This is a genomic window from Streptomyces sp. VTCC 41912 (assembly GCF_045799175.1).
Taxonomy (GTDB): domain Bacteria; phylum Actinomycetota; class Actinomycetes; order Streptomycetales; family Streptomycetaceae; genus Streptomyces; species Streptomyces albulus_C.
In genome coordinates, this window is record NZ_JBJMAB010000006.1 from 23,079 (window position 1) to 40,188 (window position 17,110).

General features: G+C 72.8%; 8 protein-coding genes. All 8 read right to left on the reverse strand.

Features of this window, described 5'->3' with window-relative positions:
* Positions 1 to 21 precede the first annotated feature (21 nt).
* Positions 22 to 1,479, reverse strand: coding sequence for a maltokinase N-terminal cap-like domain-containing protein (locus ACJ6WD_RS11475; protein ID WP_407615738.1), 1,458 nt, complete (start codon positions 1,477 to 1,479; stop codon positions 22 to 24).
* Between the two features lie 385 nt (positions 1,480 to 1,864).
* Entirely contained in the window at positions 1,865 to 3,592 is a 1,728-nt protein-coding gene (gene treS / locus ACJ6WD_RS11480) for a maltose alpha-D-glucosyltransferase (RefSeq protein ID WP_233658379.1), read from the reverse strand.
* Complete coding sequence (locus tag ACJ6WD_RS11485) at positions 3,589 to 5,580, reverse strand: alpha-1,4-glucan--maltose-1-phosphate maltosyltransferase (protein ID WP_233658381.1); 1,992 nt, start codon at positions 5,578 to 5,580, stop codon at positions 3,589 to 3,591. Before ACJ6WD_RS11485 ends, treS begins: the two co-directional genes overlap by 4 nt.
* A gap of 750 nt (positions 5,581 to 6,330) precedes the next feature.
* The gene (locus tag ACJ6WD_RS11490; protein WP_233658383.1) at positions 6,331 to 7,962 is read right to left on the reverse strand and encodes a M4 family metallopeptidase; all 1,632 of its coding nucleotides are present in this window, start codon (positions 7,960 to 7,962) and stop codon (positions 6,331 to 6,333) included.
* A 296-nt stretch (positions 7,963 to 8,258) separates the two neighbouring features.
* Positions 8,259 to 10,523: a M4 family metallopeptidase gene (locus tag ACJ6WD_RS11495; RefSeq protein WP_374206810.1), complete on the reverse strand. Its 2,265-nt coding sequence runs from the start codon at positions 10,521 to 10,523 to the stop codon at positions 8,259 to 8,261.
* 382 nt (positions 10,524 to 10,905) lie between these two features.
* Complete coding sequence (locus ACJ6WD_RS11500; protein ID WP_407615739.1) at positions 10,906 to 12,813, reverse strand: ABC transporter ATP-binding protein; 1,908 nt, start codon at positions 12,811 to 12,813, stop codon at positions 10,906 to 10,908.
* A complete protein-coding gene (locus tag ACJ6WD_RS11505) occupies positions 12,810 to 14,663 on the reverse strand; it encodes an ABC transporter ATP-binding protein (protein ID WP_407615740.1) in 1,854 nt (617 codons plus the stop codon). The genes ACJ6WD_RS11500 and ACJ6WD_RS11505 overlap by 4 nt, the downstream gene beginning before the upstream one ends.
* 147 nt (positions 14,664 to 14,810) lie before the next feature.
* A complete protein-coding gene (gene glgX / locus ACJ6WD_RS11510) occupies positions 14,811 to 17,075 on the reverse strand; it encodes a glycogen debranching protein GlgX (protein WP_407615741.1) in 2,265 nt (754 codons plus the stop codon).
* Between the last annotated feature and the right edge of the window lie 35 nt (positions 17,076 to 17,110).

Consider the following 17,110-nt stretch of genomic DNA (forward strand, 5'->3'; position numbering starts at 1 on the left):
CACCGCCCCGCGGGCGCGGGCTCAGCCGGACCCCGGCTCCCCGCAGGACGCCAGCCGCCGGATCGCCGCCATCGGCACCGCCAGCCAGTCCGGCCGGTGCCGGGCCTCGTACAGCACCTCGTAGACGGCCTTGTCGGTCTCGTAGGCCCGCATCAGCTCCGGCGCCGAGCGCGGGTCCAGGCCGCCCGCCTCGGCGTAGCCCAGGCAGTACGCGGCACGGGTGCGGCGGGCCCACTCCAGCGCCCACGGGTCGCTGCCGGCCGGGCCGCTGCGCGCCGCGTAGTCGAACGAGCGGAGCATCGCGGCGACGTCACGGACGGCCGGCTGCGGACGGCGCCGCTCGGCCAGCGGCCGGGCCGGTTCGCCCTCGAAGTCGATCAGCGCCCAGCGGCCCCCCTCGACGGACCGCAGCGTCTGCCCCAGGTGCAGGTCGCCGTGGATGCGCTGGGCGGCCCAGCTGCGGCCGTCGTGGCCCATCGCGGCGAGCGCGTCGAACGCGGTCCGCAGCCGCCCCCGGTAGGGCTGGAGCACCGGCACCGCGCGGGCGGTGGCCTCCAGGCGCTCGTTCATCTGGGCGGCGATCGCGTCCAGCTGCGGGCGGCGCAGCTCGGTGGTGGGCAGCGCCTGGGCGAGCGCGGTGTGCACCTCGGCGGTGGCGTGGCCGAGGGCGCGTGCCGAACGGGTGAAGTCGGCGCGCACCGCGAGCGCGTTCAAAGCCAGCTGCCAGCCGTCGCCGGAGCCGGCCAGGAAGGGCTGGAGGACGCCCAGGGTCGTCGCCTCGCCCGCCTCGTCGGGGGCCGCGGCCTCGAACCACGCGGCGGGCGCCGGCACCCGGGCGCACTTGGCGCCGGCCAGCGCCCGCGGCAGCTCCAGATCCGGGTTGACCCCGGGCTCGATCCGCCGGAAGACCTTCAGGATGAACGTATCTCCATAGACGATCGAGGAGTTGGACTGCTCCACCGCGATCGGCCGGGCGGGTAGTCCGGAGGGGATGTCGACGTCCGGCTCGCGGCAGAAGCGCAGCGCCCCGATCCGGCCGGGCACCCGCAACCGCTCCAGCAGCAGCGCGCACAGCCGGTTGTCCAGCAGCGCGTCGTAGACGGTGCGCCCGCGCAGCGGGCCGCCGGTCGGGCGGCCGACCACCGCGGGCGCCAGGTGGGGCGGCGGCGCGGGGTGGGTGCCCAGCAGCAACTGGTAGCAGTCGCCGCCGGCCGGGGTGCGGCTGGGCGGCGCGCTCTGTTGGGCGCGGACCAGCAACTGGAGCAGGCCCGGCGTGCTGCCGGCGCCGGTGCACGGCAGCAGTTCGGTGGCCGCGACCAGCGTGAAGCCGGTGAGCAGCCGTCCCTTGCCGGCGAACCAGCGTTGGCGCGGCACCCACTCGGCCAGCAGGGGCGCCAGTGAGGAGAGCAGATCGGGTGCGGCGACCGGCGAGCGGTCAGGGGTGAGGCGGGTGGCACGGGTCGAGGCGGTGTCCGACATGGCGTCGCGTCCTTTCCCCGGGCACACGACAGACTGGGCAAAGTGTCCCGGAATGCGGCCTTTACGAGGCGGCCGTGCGGAACGTGTCGGGCGAGATCGTCCGTACGGCGTGGCGTTTTCGGCGTTTCTCGGCGTTCGCTTCGCTGTGCGGCGGTGCCTCCCCGAGCTCTGACGAGCAGGGGATCCCCACCCGGGTCGGGGGCCGGCATGGGCCCTGCGGACCACCCGGCCCGTGAGGTAGTAGGGAGGTTGCCCGAGCGAAAGGTCGAAAAACGCCCGTACGCGCCGGAGGGTCGCGTACGGGCGGGATTTCCCGGGGTCCGGTGGCGGCGCGGTCGCGGTCGCGGCGGCTCGTGGCCGGCCGCGCCGGCTCCACCGGACGGCCCTAACCGGCGTGGTGCGCGGTCCTGCGGAGCCGGAACCAGTAGAAGCCGTGGCCCGCCAGGGTCAGCAGGTACGGCAGCTTGCCGATCGCGGGGAAGCGGACGCCGCCGATGAGTTCCACCGGATGGCGGCCGCTGAACGCCTGGAGGTCCAGCTCGGTGGGCTGCGCGAACCGCGAGAAGTTGTTCACGCACAGCACCAGGTCGTCGTCGGCCTCGTCCTTGCCCGGGGATTCCCGGAGGTAGGCGAGCACCGCGGGGTTGGACGACGGCAGCTCGGTGTAGCTGCCGAGCCCGAAGGCGGGGTTCTGCTTGCGGATCTCGATCATCCGGCGGGTCCAGTGCAGCAGCGACGAGGGCGAGCTCATCGCGGCCTCGACGTTGGTGACCTGGTAGCCGTAGACCGGGTCCATGATGGTCGGCAGGAACAGCCGGCCGGGGTCGCACGAGGAGAAGCCGGCGTTGCGGTCCGGGGTCCACTGCATCGGGGTGCGCACGGCGTCCCGGTCGCCGAGCCAGATGTTGTCGCCCATCCCGATCTCGTCGCCGTAGTACAGGATCGGCGAGCCGGGCAGCGACAGCAGCAGCGCGGTGAACAGCTCGATCTGGTTGCGGTCGTTGTCGAGCAGCGGGGCCAGCCGCCGGCGGATGCCGATGTTGGCGCGCATCCGCGGGTCCTTGGCGTACTCCGCGTACATGTAGTCGCGCTCTTCGTCCGTGACCATTTCGAGGGTCAGCTCGTCGTGGTTGCGCAGGAAGATGCCCCACTGGCAGCCGGACGGGATCTGCGGCGTCTTGGCGAGGATCTCCGAGACCGGGTAGCGCGACTCCCGGCGGACCGCCATGAAGATGCGCGGCATGACCGGGAAGTGGAAGGCCATGTGGCACTCGTCGCCGCCGACCGCGTAGTCGCCGAAGTAGTCGACCACGTCCTCCGGCCACTGGTTCGCCTCGGCCAGCAGCACGGTGTCCGGGTACTGCGCGTCGATCTCGGCGCGCACCCGCTTCAGGAAGGCGTGCGAGGCCGGCAGGTTCTCGCAGTTGGTGCCCTCCTCGGCGTAGAGGTACGGCACCGCGTCCAGCCGGAAGCCGTCGATGCCCAGGTCGAGCCAGAAGCGCAGGGCGGAGATCATCTCCTCCTGGACCGCCGGGTTCTCGTAGTTGAGGTCCGGCTGGTGGGAGAAGAAGCGGTGCCAGTAGTACTGCTTGCGGACCGGGTCGAAGGTCCAGTTGGAGACCTCGGTGTCGACGAAGATGATCCGGGCGTCGGCGTACTGCTTGTCGTCGTCGGCCCAGACGTAGTAGTCGCCGTAGGGGCCGTCGGGGTCGGTGCGGGACTCCTGGAACCACGGGTGCTGGTCGCTGGTGTGGTTCATCACCATGTCGATGATGACCCGCATCCCGCGCTGGTGGGCGGCGTCCACGAACTCCACGAAGTCGGCCAGGTCACCGAACTCGGGGAGCACCGCGGTGTAGTCCGCGACGTCGTAGCCGCCGTCGCGCAGCGGGGATTTGAAGAACGGCGGCAACCAGAGGCAGTCCACCCCCAGCCACTGCAGGTAGTCGAGCTTGGCCGTGATGCCCTTGAGGTCCCCGATTCCGTCACCGTTGCTGTCCTGGAAGGACCGGACCAGCACCTCGTAGAAGACCGCCCGTTTGAACCAGTCGGGATCGCGGTCCTTCGCGGGGGTGTCTTCGAACGTGTCGGGAACGGGCTCATTGACGATCAATTGGGTGACCCTCCGATCGGTGAGGACGGTCGCAGTGACAGCACATGGGCCGGCGCGAGCGAGCTGCCCGGCTCCAGGCGCACATAGTTGTCCCTGCCCCAGTGGTAGGTGTCGCCGGTGAGCTCATCGCGCACCGGGAAGGACTCGTGCCGGCCGAGGCCGAGTTCCGGCATGTCCAACGACACCGTCGCCTCGTGGGTGTGGTGCGGGTCGAGGTTGACCACCGTGAGCACCGCGTCGTTGCCCGCGCGCTTGGAGTACGCGAGGACGGCGTCGTTGTCGACGCGGTGGAAGTGCAGGTTGCGCAGCTGTTGCAGGGCGGGATGGCGGCGACGGATGCGGTTCAGGGCGGTGATCAGCGGGGCGATGGTCCGCCCCTCGCGGGCCGCGGCCTCCCAGTCGCGCGGCCGCAGCTGGTACTTCTCCGAATCCAGGTACTCCTCGCTGCCGGGCCGCACCGCGGTGGCCTCGCACAGCTCGTAGCCCGCGTACAGGCCCCAGCTGGGGGAGAGGGTGGCGGCCAGGACGGCGCGGGACGCGAAGGCCGGGCGGCCGCCCTCCTGGAGGTGCGCGTGCAGGATGTCGGGCGTGTTCACGAAGAAGTTGGGCCGCAGGTAGGCGGCGCCCTCACCGGTCAGCTCGGTGAGGTAGTCGGTCAGCTCCTGCTTGGTGTTGCGCCAGGTGAAGTACGTGTACGACTGCTGGAACCCGATCTGGGCGAGGGTGTGCAGCATCGCCGGACGGGTGAACGCCTCCGCCAGGAACAGCACGTCCGGATCGGTGCGGTTGATGTCGCTGAGGACCTTCTCCCAGAACGCCACCGGCTTGGTGTGCGGGTTGTCCACCCGGAAGATCCGGATGCCCTTGGCCATCCAGAAGCGCAGCAGGCGCTCGGTCTCCCGGACCAGCCCGCGGAAGTCGGCGTCGAAGGCGATCGGATAGATGTCCTGGTACTTCTTCGGCGGGTTCTCCGCGTAGGCGACGGAGCCGTCGGCGCGGTGGTGGAACCACTGCGGGTGCAGGGTGACCCAGGGGTGGTCCGGGGAGCACTGGAGGGCGAAGTCCAGCGCCACCTCCATCCGCAGGTCGCGGGCGGTCCGCACGAAGTGGTCGAAGTCCTCGAAGGTGCCCAGGTCCGGGTGGAGCGCGTCGTGGCCGCCGGCCGGCGACCCGATGGCCCAGGGGGAGCCGACGTCGTGGGCACCGGCCGAGAGCGCGTTGTTGGGGCCCTTGCGGTGGCTGGTGCCGATCGGGTGGACCGGTGGGAGGTAGACCACGTCGAAGCCCATCGCGGCGACCGCGGGCAGCCGCTCGGCGGCGGTGCGCAGGGTGCCGCTGACCAGCGTGCCGTCCGGGCCGGGCGCGGCGCCCTCGGAGCGCGGGAAGAGCTCGTACCAGGAGCCGTACAGGGCCCGGCGGCGCTCGACGACCAGCGGCATCGGGCGGGAGACGGTGAGCAGTTCGCGCAGCGGGTGGCGGTCCAGCGCCTCGGTGACCTGCGGGGCGAGCGCGGTGGCCAGGCGGGTGGCGGCCGGCAGGGTGGTGTCCCGCAGTGCGTCGACGGCGGCCAGCACCGCCTCCCGGCCGTCGCTCTTGGGGACCTCGGTCGCGGCCCGCTCGTGCAGCGCGGCGCCCTCGGTGAGGACCAGCTCGGTGTCGATCCCGGCCGGGACCTTGACCGCCGCGTGCCGGCGCCAGGTGGCGACCGGGTCGGACCACGCCTCCACGGTGAACGTCCAGCGCCCCTCGACGTCGGGGGTGACCTCGCAGACCCACCGGTCGGTGCCCGGTGCCTGCTCCCGCATCGGGGTCCACGGGCCGCAGCGGCCCGCCGGGTTGCGCAGCACCACGTTCGCGGCGACCGCGTCGTGGCCTTCTCGGAAGACCGTGGCGGAGACCTCGAAGGTTTCGTCCACCACGGCCTTGGCCGGGCGGCGACCGCAATCGATCTGCGGGCGGATGTCCAGTACAGGGATGCGACCGATCATGGGCTCACCTGGGTTTGTGGTGCTTTGAGGGGTTTTGTCCTTTCTATCCGCTCCACGGTGAGGGGGCGGGGTGCGGGCATGGGCACTCCTGTCCGCTTTCACTCTGCTGGCGCATGGTGCGGCGGGCCGGATCGGCTCCCGCCGGCCGGTTGCGCGCGACGGCGCTCTTGGTGAGCCTTCCCGCGCACGCGCGGGCTGAATGCCGCGGGAATGTGAACTACCGATGCGTAGCCCCTCACACCGTGCGCTCCGGTGGACGAGGGCCGCCGCTCTGGTGGGCGGCTGCGGCTCGGTGCTGACACGGTCGACGTTCGCCTCCTCAACTCGGTGTGATAACAGCGGAGTTGCGGTGTGCGGAAGTCCGTTGCCGCGCCGGGGCCCGTCGGCGCCACCCTCGCAGCCTCTCGCCGCGCGGGTGTCCGTACAAGAGCGCCTGAGGGGGTGGAATTGGCCATATCGACGGACCGGGCAGTACGGGGCGGTGGTCGCCGGTCAGCGTCGTGCGGCGGGCGACCCGCCGTCGGCGCGCGGGACGGCCCGACCGGCGACCGCCGCCGACCGGGGGCGGGGGTGCGCCGAGCGTCGGGTGGCCGGTGGGGTGCGCGGTCCGGGGCGTGGTGCGCGGGCGGGGCGGTGGGCCCGCGGGGGAGGGGCCGGCCGGGCGGAGCTGACCGAAAAAAGCCGGCGTGGCCGGGGGAGCGTTCCCCCGGTCACGCCGGTGCGGTGCGGCCAACCGGCCGCGGTGGTTCGTTACTTGACGTTGACGCCGGCCCAGGCCGACTCGACGCCCTTGACCTCGGCGCTGTCCGCGCCGTAGAGGTCGGTGGCCGCCTTGACGGTCGCCTCGCGGGCCGCCTTGTAGTCGGTGGTCGAGGTCATGTACGCGGTCAGCGCCTTGAACCAGATCTTCTCGGCCTTGTCCCGGCCGATGCCGGTGACCTTGGAGCCGTCCGCGGTCGGGCTGTCGTAGTGGTCGCCGTTGGCGTCCTTCGCGCCGCTGCCCTCGGACAGCAGGTAGAAGAAGTGGTTGGCGATGCCGGAGGAGTAGTGGACGTCGACGTTGCCGGCGTCGGCGCTCCAGTTGTCCAGGGACTGGCCGTCCTTGGAGGGCTTGTCCATGTAGCGCAGCGGCTTGCCGTCGCCGTTGATGTCGATCTTCTTGCCGATGAAGTAGCTGCCCGGCTCCTCGGGGTTCTTCGCGTAGAACGCGACGGAGGCGCCGAAGATGTCCGAGGTGGCCTCGTTCAGACCGCCGGACTCACCGCTGTACTCCAGACCCGCGGTGGCCGAGGTGACGCCGTGCGACATCTCGTGGCCCGCGACGTCGAGGGCGGTCAGCGGCTTGTTGTTGCCCTCGCCGTCGCCGTACGTCATGCAGAAGCAGCTGTCGTCCCAGAACGCGTTGACGTAGTTCTGGCCGTAGTGGACGCGGGAGGTGGCACCCTTGCCGTCGCCCTTGATGCCGCTGCGGCCGTGCACGTTCTTGTAGTAGTCCCAGGTCTCCTGGGCGCCGTAGGCGGCGTCGACGGCGGCGGTCTGCGGGTTGCTGGGCTTGCCGTCGCCCCACGTGTCGGTGGAGTTGGTGAACAGCTTGCCGTCGCCGCTCTCGCTGCCGCCCAGGTCGAACGTCGAGTGGCCGCCGCGGGAGTCGTCGGTCAGCTCGTAGCCGTTGGCGCCCTTCTTGGTCGCGAGGTCGACCTTGCCGGCGTACTCGCTGTTGCCGACGCCGTTCTCGATGCCCTGGTACTGGTAGAGCTTCTTGCCGGTGTTGGCGTCGGTGATGACGTGCAGCTGGTTGGGCGTGCCGTCCTTCTGGACGCCGCCGACCACGGTCTCGTAGGCCAGCACCGGGGTGCCCTTGGCGGCCCAGACCACCTTGCGGGGCGCCGGCGCGTCGACCTTCTTGGCGCCGATGGTCTTGGTCGCGGTCGACTCGGCGGCCAGCGCGGCGGCCTTCGGGGCGATCTTCGCGGTGGTGGAGGCGACCGCGACCTTCGCCTTGGTGGCCTTGCTGACGCCCTTGACGGCGCCGCCCTTGGCGGTGTGCACGACCAGGTCGCCGCCGAGCACCGGCAGGCCCTCGTAGGTGCGGTCGTAGCGGGTGTGCACGGTGCCGTCGGTGTCCTTGATGACGTCCTTGACGACCAGCTTCTCCTGCGCGCCCAGGCCCAGCGTCTTGGCGGTCTGCGCCGTGGCGGCCTGCGCGCTCTGCACCAGCTCCGCGTGGTGCGAGGTGCTGAGCGCGAGCGCCGCGCCGCCGTGGGGGGCGGGGGCGGGGGCGGCGCCGGCGGTACCGGCGGCCGTGATGCCGGCGACGAGCAGGGCCGCGGCGGCGGCGACCGAACCGGTCACACGGGTCTTACGGGATATGTGGGGGGTCACGCGTGCTCCTTCAACTTTGCCAAGTGGTGGGGGTGCAAAGCGATGCGGGTGTGACATGCGTCGGGAAGACTGCCATTCGAACGCGTGCATGTCAGGGGGGTGTTCGGAGGTTGGCCGAAAATCGTCCGTACAGAGGTACTCGATGTCCGGATAACGGAGCGGGGCGCCGCTCCCGGAGGTCCGGGGGCGACGCCCAACTCGACTGCTTGGCGGATCAGTTGTCCCGATCAGCGGGATTTGTCCGGCTGGCGGCCCGCTCTGTCACATCGGGGTGACGGGCATATTGCCGGTTGCTGTCAGAACGTCAGCTTCCAGCCGTTGAGGGTGCCCGAGTCGCCCGCGTAGACGTCCTGGACGCGCAGCTTCCAGGTGCCGTTCGCGGCCTTCGTCGAGGCGTTGACGGTGTACGTGGCCTTCACGTCGGCGGCCGAGTCCGCGATGCTGGAGCTCTTCAGCCGGTACGCGGTGCCGTCCGGGGCCAGCAGGTCGATGACCAGGTCACCGCGCCAGCTGTGGGTGATGTCCACCGTCACCTTGAGGCCGCTGGGGGCGTTGCCGCTGCGGCTCACCGGGATCGGTGAGGTGATCGCCGCGCCGCCGTCCGGGATGGCGACCTTGGTGTTGTTCTCGAAGACGCTGCCGCCGCCGACCGGGTTGACGGTCCAGGTGAAGGACGTGGTCCCGGTCTTCTTGGCCGCGTCGGTGACCGTCACGGTGACCGTGGCGGTGCCGGCGGTGGTCGGGGTGCCCGAGATCAGGCCGGTGCCGGCGTCGAGGGACAGCCCGGCGGGCAGCCCGGTCGCCGCGTAGGACAGCGAACCGGTGGTGCCGCTGCTGGCCTTGATCTGGAGGCTGGCCGCCTGGCCGACGGTGCTGGTCTGGTTGCCCGGGTTGGTGACCGAGACCCCGCCGTCGGAGACCCGGGAGCCGACGTTCACCGCCGCCCAGGTGTTGGCGACCGTGTTGTACGTGGCGCTGCCCTGGCCGAACAGGTCGGCGGCGGCCTGGAGGGTGGCGGTGCGCGCGCCCGCGTAGTTGGTGTTGGCGCTCATGTACTGGCTGAGCGCCTTGAACCAGACCTTCTCGGCGTTGGCCCGGCCGATGCCCGGCACCGGCTGGTTGTCGTAGGTCGGGCTGTCGTAGTGGACGCCGCCGATGTCCTTGGCGCCGCTGCCCTCGGACAGCAGGTAGAAGAAGTGGTTGGCGACGCCGGAGGAGTAGTGCACGTCCTTGTTGCCGACGGTGCTCGACCAGTAGTCGGCGGAGGCGCCGTCCTTGGAGGGCTTGTCCATGTAGCGCAGCGGGGTGCCGTCGCCGTTGATGTTGATCTTCTCGCCGATGAGGTAGTCACCGGGGTCGGCCGGGTTGTTGGCGTAGAACTCCACGGCGGTGCCGAAGATGTCCGAGGTGGCCTCGTTCAGGCCGCCGGACTCGCCGCTGTAGGTGAGGTTGGCGGTGGCGGCGGTGACGCCGTGCGACATCTCGTGGCCGGCCACGTCCAGGGCGGTCAGCGGGTCGGCGTTGTTGGCGCCGTCGCCGTAGGTCATGCAGAAGCAGCCGTCGTCCCAGAAGGCGTTGACGTAGCTGTTGCCGTAGTGCACGCGGGAGTAGGCGCCGACGCCGTCCCCGCGGATGCCGGTGCGGCCGTGCACGTTCTTGTAGTAGTCCCAGGTCTCCTGGGCGCCGTAGGCGGCGTCGACGGCGGCGGTCTGCGGGTTGCCGGCGGTGCCGTCGCCCCAGGTGTCGTCGGCGTCGGTGAACAGCGAACCGGTGCCGGACGAACCGTGGTTGAGGTTGTACGTCTTGTGGCCGCCGCGGGTGCCGTCGGTCATCGTGAAGTTCGGCGCGGAGCCGGAGGTCCCGATGGTGACCTTGCCGCTGTACTCGCTGTTGCCGATGCCGTTCTCGATGCCCTGGTACTGGAAGATCTTCGCGCCGGTGGTGGCGTCGGTGATGACGTGCAGCTGGTTGGGCGTGCCGTCGTCCTGGAGGCCGCCGACAACCGTCTCCCAGGCCAGTCGCGGGGTGCCGTCGGCGGCCCAGACGACCTTGCGCGGCGCCTGGTCGGCCGCGGTCTTCGTGGAGCCGAGCGACTTGGCCGCGGAGACCGCCTTGCCCGCGGCGGTGGCCGGGGCGACCTTGGCGGTGGTGGAGGGCACCGCGAGGGCCTTCTTGAGCGCCTTGGTGGTGCTCTTGACCGCACCGGTCTTCGCGGTGTGCACGACGAGGTCGCCGCCGAGCACCGGCAGGCCCTCGTAGGTGCGCTCGTAGCGGGTGTGCACGGTGCCGTCGACGTCCTTCTCGACGTCCTTGACGACCAGCTTCTCCTGGGCGCCGAGCTGGAGCCGCCGGGCGGTGGCGGCGGTGGTGCCGTTCGCCGTGCGGATCAGTTCGGCCCGCTGGGACGGGGAGAGCTTGGCCGGCAGCGCACCGGCGGCGGGGACCGCCTGCGGGCCCGGGCGGGCGGCGGGAGCGCCCTGCGGGCTGGCCGCCGTGCCGGTACCGGCCTGGACGCCGACGGCCAGCAGCGCGGTGACCGCGACCAGCGCGCCGGTCGCCACGGCGCGCCGCTGCGGGGTGGATCTATGGGGGGTGCGTCTCACACTGACTCCTTCTGCGGGGCCGCGACATGAGGGGGGCGGCCAAGGGGGACCGGGCGGCGGAGCGGCCGTCCGGGCAGAGCGAGGCAGAACTCGTGGAGCGTGTGTGGGGGGTGCGGTGCTGGTGGAGCTGGGGCGCGGCCGCCCGGTGCGGTGCCGTGGGGTCCGGGTGGCGGCTGCCGGGAAGAGTGCCACCACTGGCGAGTGGTTGTCAGGTGCCCATCAAGTAAATGGCCGGAAAACGTCCGTTGGGCGAAATCCACGTCCGGAAAGCGGACGGCCGGGCGGGGTGGTCGACCGAGGGGATCCGGGGCGCACCGGTGCCTCCGGCGCGGCCGCCGGGTCAGCCCACGCTCTCCCGCCAGGCCCGGTGCAGCGCCGCGTATTGGCCGTGGCCGGCGGCCAGTGCGGCCGGAGCGCCGTCCTCCACGATCCGGCCGTCCGCCATCACCAGCACCCGGTCGGCGGACTCCACCGTGGACAGCCGGTGCGCGATCACCAGCGCCGTCCGGCCGTGCAGCACCGCGCCCATGGCCCGCTGCACCGCCCGCTCGCCGGGGATGTCCAGCGAACTGGTCGCCTCGTCCAGGAGGAGCACCGCCGGATCGGCCAGCAACGCCCTGGCGAATCCGACGAGTTGGCGCTGCCCGGCGGAGAGCCGGCCGCCGCGCTTGCGGACGTCGGTGTCGTAGCCGTCCGGCAGGGCGGCGATGAAGTCGTGGGCGCCGATCGCCCGCGCGGCCCCCTCGACCTCCGCGCGGTCGGCGTCCGGCCGGCCCAGGGCGATGTTGTCGGCGACCGTGCCGGAGAACAGGAACGCCTCCTGGGTGACCATCACCACCGCGCGGCGCAGCGCGGCGCCGGACAGCTCGCGCAGATCGACCCCGTCCACCTCCACCCGGCCCTCCGAGGGGTCGTGGAAGCGGGCCAACAACCGGGCGAGGGTGGACTTGCCGGCGCCCGTGGCGCCGACCACCGCGACGGTGCTGCCGGCCGCCAGCGTCAGGTCGAACCGCGGCAGCACCTCGCCGCCCGTGCGGTACCCGAAGCGCACGCCGCGGAAGGCCACCTCGCGGCCGGGCCGGCCCGGGGCCGCGGGCGGCAGCGCCCGGGGCAGCGCAGGCTCGGGCACCGACGGCCGCTGGGCCAGCAACCCGGCGATCTTCTCCAGCGAGGCGGCCGCCGACTCGTAGGAATTCAGGAACACGCCCAGCCGGTCGATGGGGTCGTAGAGCCGGCGCAGGTAGAGCGTCGCGGCGGCCAGCACGCCCAGGGCGAGCGCACCGGTGGCGACGCGGTAGGCGCCCCACAGGACGAGGGCGGCGATCGCGACGTTGGCCGTCATGCGGGAGCCGACGACGAAGCGCGCCATCGCCAGGATCGCGTCGCCGTTGAACTGCCGGTGGCGGGCGTTGAGGTCGGCGAAGGCCGCGTCGTTGGCCGGCTCGCGGCGGAACGCCTGCACCGGACGGATCCCGCCCAGCGTCTCGGTGAACCGCACGATGACGGCGGCGATGGCGGTGGACTTGGCGCGGTAGGCCCGGTGCGAACTCCGCTGGAACGCGCGCACGAGGAGCGCCAGCGGCACCGCGGAGAGCAGAGCCGCGACGCCCAGGCCCAGGTCCAGCCAGAGCAGCAGCGCGCTGATGTAGAGCGTCGACAGGACGACCGTGACCAGCTCCTGGAGGCCCTCCTCCAGGAGTTCGCGCAGCGCCTCCACGTCGGTGGTGGCGCGGGATATCAACCGGCCGGAGGTGTAGCGCTCGTGGAAGTCCAGGCCGAGGTCCTGGGCGTGCCGGAAGATCCGGCCGCGCAGGTCCAGCAGCACGTCCTGGCCGGCCCGGGTGGACAGCCGGACGAAGACCCACTGGAGGCCGCCGGCGACCGCCGCGGACAGCGCCGCCGCCACGGCCAGGACCAGCAACGGACCGCGGTCGCCCGCCCGCAGGGCCGGCACCGCCCGATCCAGGGCGTAGGCGACCAACAGCGGGCTGGCCTGCGCGGCGGCCTGCTGGAGCAGCAGGGCGACGGTGGCCGCCCACACCCGGCCGCGGTGCGGGGCGAGCAGCGAACCCAGCAGGGCGCGCGAGGCGCCCTTGGGGGTGGGCAGCAGGTCCGCCTCGAAGGCGTCCGGGGCATCGCCCGGCGGGACCGGCCGCCCGTCCGCGGCGGGCGGTGCGGCCGACGGGTCGGTGTCGCAGCCGTCGCCTCCCGGGCCGTCGGCCGGTCGGCCGGTCTCCGTCGTCGTCATCGCCCGTCCTCCCGCTCGTGCCGCTCCGTGGCGCGCGCCGGGCCGCCGGACATCAACGCCGCGTACTGCGCGTTCTCCCGCAGGAGTTGGTGGTGGGTGCCGACGGCGACGATCCGGCCACCCGACAGCAGCGCCACCCGGTCGGCCAGCAGCACCGTGGACGGCCGGTGCGCGACCACCAGCGCGGTGGTGGACGCCAGCACCTCCCGCAGCGCCGCCTCCACCCGGGCCTCGGTGTGCACGTCGAGAGCGGAGAGCGGGTCGTCCAGGATCAGGCAGCGCGGCCGGCCGACCACCGCGCGGGCCAACGCCAACCGCTGCCGCTGCCCGCCCGACAGGGTCATCCCCTGCTCGCCGACCCCGGTGGCGGTGCCCTGCGGGAGGGCGGCCACGAACTCCTCGGCCTGCGCCACCCACAGGGCCCGCCGCAGGGCCGCGGCGCGCTCCGCCGCCGGTCCGTCCGCCCCGCCCATCAGGACGTTCTCCGCCACCGTCGTGGAGAACAGGGTCGGCTCCTCGAAGGCCACCGCGACCAGCGTGCGGGCCTCCTCGCGGGTGAGCGTCGCCAGGTCCCGCCCGTCCAGGGTGATCCGGCCCGCGGTCGGGTCGTACAGCCGGGGGACCAGCGCCGTCAGGGTGGTCTTGCCGCTGCCGGTGGCCCCGACCAGCGCCATCGTCTCCCCGGGCCGGACATGCAGGTCGACGCCCCGCAGCGTCGGCGGGGAGCCCGGGGGCGCGTCGGGGTAGCGGAACTCCACCCCTTCGAAGACCAGGCCCCCGCCGGGCCGTTCGCCGTCCGCGGTCCGGCCGCCGGGGGCAGCGCCGTCCTCGGCCACCGGCGGCTCGTCCAGCACCTCGAAGTACCGGTCGGCCGCGGTCGCCGCCGCACTGCTCATCGCCAGCAGGAAGCCGATCGAGTCGACCGGCCAACGCAGCGCCAGCGCCGTCGACAGGAACGCGACGAGGGTGCCGGCGGAGAGCTGCCCGTCGGCCACCTGGACGGTGCCGAGCACCAGCGCGGCGCCCAACGCCAGCTCCGGAAGGAGGGAGTTGACGCCCCAGATGGCGGCCAGCAGACGGGCCTTGCGCAGCTCGGTGCCGCGGACCGCGCCGGCCAGCTCGCCGAACGCCCGGGCCTGGGTGCGGTGGCGTCCGAACCCCTTGACGATCCGGATGCCGAGCACCGACTCCTCGACGACCGTGGTCAGGTCGCCGACCTGGTCCTGGGCCCGGCGGGCGGCCTGCCCGTACTGGGCCTGGAAGACCGAGCACACCACCATCAGCGGCAGCACCGGCGCCAGCAGCACCAGTCCGAGCGTCCACTGCTGGACCAGCAGGAGCACTCCGCCCACCACGATCGTCGCGCCGTTGACCAGCAGGAACGTCATCGGGAAGACCAGGAACAGGCGTAACAGCTGGAGGTCGGTGGTGGCCCGGGAGAGCAACTGCCCCGTGGCCCAGCGGTCGTGGAAGGCGACCGGCAGCCGCTGCACGTGGCGGTAGAGCGCCTCCCGCATCGCCGCCTCCACCGCGGCCGTCGGCCGGGAGACCAGCCACCGCCGCAGCCCGAAGAGCAGCGCCTCGGCGACCCCGAGCAGCAGCAGGTACCCGCCGCCCAGCCACACCCCGCCGGTGTCCCCGTGCGACACCGGCCCGTCCACCAGCCACTTGAGCACCAGCGGGATGACCACCGAGAGGCAGGACGCCACCACCGCCACCCCGGCGGCGAGGAACAGCCGCACCCGCACCGGGCGGACGAACGGCCACAGGCGGAGCAGCGAGCGCACCGCGGAGCGCCGTACCGCTCCGGTCCGCTCGTCGGGCGAGGTCGAACACGTGGTCGTGGCCATCACCGCGAGCGTACGGCGTGCCACTGACAGCGCTCACGTGGTTTTCGCCGAGGCGTCCGGAACGGGGTCGGGCCGGGGCCGGTTCCCGCCCCCGGCCCCAAGTGGTGCCGCTCTCGCGTCAGTTGGCGCGGAGGTGGTCGGCGGCGCTCACCCCGGCACCGCCCGGAACAGCAGCACGGTCCGCCCCGGCACGGTGAGTTCGCCGCCGGCCGCGCACGTCGCCCGCTCCGGCGGCGATTCGGCCTCCCCGCCCGGCGGCGGTTCGGCCGAGGTGTCCACCAGGAGCTCGTAGGAACCGGCCCACGGCAGGCCGGGCAGGACCACCGTCCGGGGCGCGGCGTCGGCGTGCAGCACGGCGAGGAAGCTGTCGTCGGTGACCCGGACGCCGCGGGCGTCGCGCTGCGGGATGTCGTTGCCGGAGAGGTACATGGTCAACGTGGCACCGGGTGCGTACCAGTCCGCCTCGCTCATCTCGGCGCCGTCCGCACCGAACCACGCCAGGTCGCGCAGCCCGCCGCGGTGCTGCGGGCGGCCGGAGAAGAACGCCCGGCGGCGCAGCACCGGGTGGGTGCGGCGCAGCGCGATCAGCCGGGCGGTGAGCCCGGCCAGGGCGCGCCAGTGGGGGTCGGCCAGCAGCGTCCAGTCCACCCAGCCGGTCGGGTTGTCCTGGCAGTAGGCGTTGTTGTTGCCGTGCTGGGTGCGGCCCATCTCGTCGCCGGCCACCAGCATCGGCACGCCGGTGGACAGCAACAAGGTGGTCAGCAGGTTGCGGAGCTGGCGGCGGCGCAGCGCGGTGACGTCCGGGGCGTCGGTCTCGCCCTCGGCGCCGCAGTTCCAGGACCGGTTGTCGTGGGTGCCGTCCCGGTTGTCCTCGCCGTTGGCCTCGTTGTGCTTGTGCTCGTAACTGACCAGGTCGCGCAGGGTGAACCCGTCGTGCGCGGTGAGGAAGTTGACCGACGCGTACGGACGCCGGCCGCCCCAGGCGTAGAGGTCGCTCGACCCGGAGAGCCGGTAGCCCAGGTCGCGGACGTCCCCGGTGGCGCCGCGCCAGAAGTCCCGGACGGTGTCCCGGTAGCGGTCGTTCCACTCCGTCCACAGCGGGGGGAAGGCGCCGACCTGGTAGCCGCCGGAGCCGACGTCCCACGGCTCGGCGATCAGCTTGACCCGGCGCAGCACCGGGTCCTGGGCGATCACCGCGAGGAACGGCGAGAGCATGTCGACGTCGTGCATGGAGCGGGCCAGCGCGGCCGCCAGGTCGAAGCGGAAGCCGTCCACGCCCATTTCGGTGACCCAGTAGCGCAGCGAGTCGGTGATCAGCCGCAGCACGTGCGGCTGGACGACGTGCAGGGTGTTGCCGCAGCCGGTGTAGTCGGCGTAGCGGCGCGGGTCCCCCTGGAGGCGGTAGTAGCCGCGGTTGTCGATGCCGCGCAGGGAGAGGGTCGGGCCCCGTTCACCGGCCTCCGCGGTGTGGTTGTAGACGACGTCGAGGATCACCTCGATGCCGGCGTCGTGCAGCGCCCGCACCATCCGCTTGAACTCGCCGACCTGCTGCCCGCGGGTCCCGGTGGCGGCGTAACCGGCGTGCGGGGCGAAGTAGCCGAGGGAGTTGTAGCCCCAGTAGTTGCGCAGCCCCCGGCGCACCAGGTGGTCCTCGTGCGCGAACTGGTGGACCGGCAGCAGCTCGACGGCGGTCACCCCCAGCCGGGTCAGGTGCGCCAGTGCGGCCGGGTGGGCGAGCCCGGCGTAGGTGCCGCGCAGCCGCTCCGGGACGCCCGGGTGGCGCATGGTGAACCCGCGCACGTGCAGCTCGTACAGGACGGAGTCCGGCCACGGCGTCTTCGGGCGCCGGTCGTCCCGCCACTCGTCCTGCCCGTCGTCCTCCTCGCCGACCACCACGCCCTTGGGGACGTACGGTGCCGAGTCGCGGTCGTCGCGCACGGTGTCGGCGACCTGCTGCTCGGGCCAGTCGCGGACGTGCCCGTACAACGCGGCGGGCAGCGCCGGGCCGCCCGGGCCGGTCTCGGTGCGGGCGCCGAAGTCCCCGTCCACGGCCCGGGCGTACGGGTCCAGCAGCAGCTTCGCCGGGTTCCAGCGGGCGCCGGTCCAGGGGTCCCAGCGGCCGTGCACCCGGTAGCCGTAGCGCTGCCCGGGGTGGACGCCGGGCAGGAAGCCGTGCCAGATCTCGTGGGTCAGCTCGGTGAGGGGGTGGCGCATCTCCTCCCCCTCGTCGTCGAAGAGGCACAGCTCGACGGCCTCGGCGCCGCCCGCCCACAGGGCGAAGTTGGTGCCCGCCGCCCCGTCCGGCCCGGTGCGGTAGCGGGCCCCCAGGGGCGTCGGGGTGCCGGGGCGGACGTCCGCGGGCGGGGCGAGCGGTTCGTCCGCCACCGCCTCCTGCTCGGGTGCGCTGGACACGTGCCGGCCTCCTGCGGCTCAAGGGCTCGTCGGGC

What these genes read in the sequence shown, in the direction of transcription:
- ACJ6WD_RS11475 (WP_407615738.1), bottom strand. Translation starts at nt 1,479, where the DNA reads ATGTCGGACACCGCCTCGACCCGTGCCACCCGCCTCACCCCTGACCGC.
- ACJ6WD_RS11485 (WP_233658381.1), bottom strand. Translation starts at nt 5,580, where the DNA reads ATGATCGGTCGCATCCCTGTACTGGACATCCGCCCGCAGATCGATTGC.
- ACJ6WD_RS11500 (WP_407615739.1), bottom strand. Translation starts at nt 12,813, where the DNA reads ATGACGACGACGGAGACCGGCCGACCGGCCGACGGCCCGGGAGGCGAC.
- ACJ6WD_RS11505 (WP_407615740.1), bottom strand. Translation starts at nt 14,663, where the DNA reads ATGGCCACGACCACGTGTTCGACCTCGCCCGACGAGCGGACCGGAGCG.